This window comes from Cryobacterium sp. RTC2.1 (assembly GCF_035018685.1).
GTDB lineage: Bacteria > Actinomycetota > Actinomycetes > Actinomycetales > Microbacteriaceae > Cryobacterium > Cryobacterium glucosi.
Map to the genome: position 1 here is coordinate 1 of NZ_JASJXJ010000232.1, position 3,822 is coordinate 3,822.

Annotated in this window: 2 protein-coding genes; both read right to left on the reverse strand. The window is 67.4% G+C overall.

Features of this window, described 5'->3' with window-relative positions; all coding sequences use genetic code 11:
- Window positions 1–1,123 (reverse strand): mechanosensitive ion channel family protein (locus QN357_RS18190; protein ID WP_323505318.1); only part of this gene is annotated, 1,123 nt, incomplete at its 3' end.
- 117 nt (window positions 1,124–1,240) lie between these two features.
- Window positions 1,241–3,784, reverse strand: coding sequence for an aminopeptidase N (gene pepN, locus QN357_RS18195; protein ID WP_322135724.1), 2,544 nt, complete (start codon window positions 3,782–3,784; stop codon window positions 1,241–1,243).
- Window positions 3,785–3,822 lie beyond the last annotated feature (38 nt).

The window sequence follows — 3,822 nt, forward strand, 5'->3', positions numbered from 1 at the left end:
CGGTTGCCCGTGGGGCGGGGGCTTGGGCAGCCTCGCCGGGAGCGTCGTCGACCGGGGCTTCCTTCTTGGGAACGGACTTGGCCTTGCGGGGCCCGCGTGGGGTCCTGGCCTTCTTGAGCGGAACAACCTCGATGTGCGGCAGCGGATCGGGTTCCGCGGCCGCGGCGACGGCGGCGATATCGACGGGGTTCGTCGGCGGTGTGGCATCCGAGCCGTCGTCCGACCCCGTCATCACGACGCTGTTGAGCGGAGTGAGCGAGACCCCGAGGCTGTCGAGCGCGAGCTTCAGGTGCAGGCGCAGGTCGCGGGCGAAGTCCCACTTCGCCGAGACACGCACCTTCACGGCGAGCCGGGTGACAAGGGCCTCGGCGGAAATCGACTCGAGGCCCCAGATCTCCGGCTTCTCGAGGATGATCGACCGCCATTTGCGACTCGAGGCGAGCGCCGTCGCGACCCGCAGCATTTCGGACTGGATGGCTTCGACGTCCGAGCTGTACGGGATGGGCAGGTCGATGATGACGCGGGCCCAGCCCTGCGACATGTTGCCGACCCGGAGGATCTCGCCGTTGCGAACGAACCAGAGCGTGCCGTTCACGTCGCGGATCTGGGTGATGCGGATGCCGACCGTCTCCACGACGCCGGAGGCGAACCCGGTGTCGACGATGTCGCCCACGCCGAGCTGGTCCTCCATGACCATGAACAGGCCGTTCAGGATGTCCTTGACGATGTTCTGGGCACCGAAGCCGAGGCCGGCGCCGATCGCGGCCGTCAGCAGGGCGAACGAGCCCAGGATGCTCGGGGCCATCACCTGCAGGATGAGCAGGCCGGCGATGATCACGACGAGCACATTGACGATGTTGGTCAGGACGGAGCCGAGCGTACGGGTGCGCTGCACGACGCGAACGGCGGCGACCGGGGACACGTTGAGCGCCCGGGTGTCCTCAACCTTCTGGGTGCGCTTGACGCCGGTGACAATCTGGATCACCACGCGGCGGATCACGAACTGCAGGATCCAGTGCACCGCGAACGCGACGATGAGGATTCCGAGCACCTGCAGCAGCTGTAGCCCGAGGGTCGTTGTGAAGTATTTGACGATTTCAGCCCAGATAATGTCCCAATTCATAGCGCTTTCGAGTCTACCGAGAGCCGACCGGGCGAACCCTGAGCGCCCCGCCAACGTGAAAACGGCCCCGCCCCCTGAGAGGCGAGGCCGTTCGGGCCGGCGGATGCCGCGGTGCGGTTACTCGGCGTCGCGTGCCTGGGCGGCGAGGGAACGTTCCACTCCCGCGAGGTTCTCGATCACGAGGCGACGCAGTGCGACGGGCTCGGGGTTGGCGTCGAGCCACGTGCGGGTCGCCTCGACGAGCGCCTGGTTGGCGAGCGGGGACGGGTAGAGGCCGATGATGAGCTTCTCCGCGATCGAGAAGCTGCGGGAGACCCAGATCGGCTGCAGCATCGCGAAGTAGGTGTCGACGAACGGCTCGAGCAGGCTCGTGTCGTTCGCGCGCAGGAACCCGGCCGCGGTGACGCGCACGATCGTATTCGGGGCGGTGTCCGTCTCGATCAGGGAATCCCAGGCGGCCTGCTTGGCCTCCGGGGTCGGAAGAGCGGCGCGAGCCTGCGCGGCCGACTGGGCGCCGGTCGCGGTGTTGTCCGCAGCGTGCGCCGCGTCGATCTCCGCGCCGTCGACCTTGCCGCCGGCGGCAAGGGCGATGAGCAGCTCCCAGGCGAGGTCGGTGTCGATCTCGAGCCCCTCGAGCGGGACCGTTCCGTTCCGGAGGGCCGCGACGCTCGCGAGCTGGCTGTCGGTGGCGGCGACGGAGGCGAAGAACTTCACGAACTGGAACTGCGCGTCGCTGCCGGGCTCGGCGTGCTGGGCGAGGGACCAGAGCGCGTCGCCGACCTCGGTCAGCGTCGAGGCCTGGAACTCGGGAGCCACATAAGAGTTCGCGGCGAGCACGAGCTGGCCGAGCACGGTGCGCAGGGTGGTCGACTCTGTCTCGCTCGCGATGTTGCCGAGCACGAGGCTCACGAAGTCGCGGGCGCCGGTCTCGGCGTCGCGGGTGGCGTCCCAGATCGCACCCCAGACGATGGCGCGGGCGAGCGGGCTCTCGATGGCGGCGAGGTTCTCGAGGGCCACCTCCTGCGAGGCCGGGTCGAGCCGGATCTTCGCATAGGCGAGGTCGTCGTCGTTGAGGAGCACGAGGGCCGGGCGGGCGCGGCCGACGAGCTCGGCAACATCCGTCTTCTCTCCGTCGACGTCGATCTCGACCCGGTGGGTGCGCACGAGCTGCCCGTCGACGAGGTCGTAGAACCCGATCGCGAGGCGGTGCGGGCGGATCGTCGGGTAGTCGGCGGTCGCGCTCTGCAGCACGGAGAAGCCGGTGATGACCCCGGCGGCGTCCACGGCGATCTCGGGGCGGAGGGTGTTGACGCCCGCGGTCTCGAGCCACTTCGCGGCCCAGCCGGAGAGGTCGCGGCCGCTGGATGCCTCGAGCTCGACGAGGAGGTCGTTGAGCTCGGTGTTGCCCCACTGGTGCTTGGCGAAGTAGGAGGCGACGCCGGCGAAGAACTCGTCGCGGCCGACCCAGGCCACGAGCTGCTTGAGGACAGATCCGCCCTTGGCGTAGGTGATGCCGTCGAAGTTGACGAGCACGTCATCGAAGTCGGTGATGGTCGCGACGACGGGGTGGGTCGAGGGCAGCTGGTCCTGCTTGTATGCCCAGCTCTTCTCCATCACGGCGAAGGTGGTCCAGGCCTCTGTCCACTCGGTCGCTTCGGCAGTGGCGATGGTCGAGGCCCACTCAGCGAAGGACTCGTTGAGCCACAGGTCGTTCCACCACTTCATCGTGACGAGGTCGCCGAACCACATGTGCGCGAGTTCGTGCAGCACGGTGACGACGCGGCGTTCCTTGATGGCATCCGTGACCTTGGACCGGAAGACGTAGGTCTCGGTGAAGGTGACCGCTCCGGCGTTCTCCATCGCGCCCGCGTTGAACTCCGGCACGAAGAGCTGGTCGTACTTGTCGAAGGGATACGGGTAGTTGAACTTCTCCTCGAAGTAGGCGAAGCCCTGGCGGGTCTTCTCGAAGAGGTAGTCGGAGTCGAGGAACTGGGACAGGCTCTTGCGGCTGAACAGGCCGAGGGGGATGATCCGGCCGTCGCTCGAGGTGAGCGCGCTGCGGATGACCGCGTACGGTCCGGCGATGAGCGCCGTGATGTAGCTCGAGATCGTGTGGGTGGGCTCGAAGGCCCAGGTCTTCGCACCGTTGCCGGCATTCGTGGGCTCGGGCGTCGCCGAGTTGGAGACGACCTCCCATTCGCCGGGCGCCGTCACGGTGAACTGGAACGCTGCCTTCAGGTCGGGCTGCTCGAAGACGGCGAAGACGCGGCGGGAGTCCGGAACCTCGAACTGGCTGTAGAGGTAGACCTCGTTGTCGACCGGGTCGACGAAACGGTGCAGGCCCTCACCGGTGTTGGTGTACTCGGCGTCGGCGACGACGGTGAGCGTGTTCTCCGCGGCGAGACCATCGAGCTGAATGCGGATGCCGTCGCTCACGCTTGACGGGTCGAGGTCGACTCCATTGAGGGTCACCGCGTGCACCGTGCGCGTGATCGCGTCGATGAACGTCGAGGCACCCGGGGTCGCGGTGAAGGTGACCGTCGTGGTGCTCGCGAAGGTTTCGGGACCCGTCGTGAGGTCAAGGCTGATCGCGTACTTCTGCACAGTGACGAGCGCTGCGCGCTCCTGGGCTTCGATCCGGGTGAGGTTCTCTCCTGGCAACGTTTTCTCCATCTCAGTCTCGACCGGCGCTTCTGGCG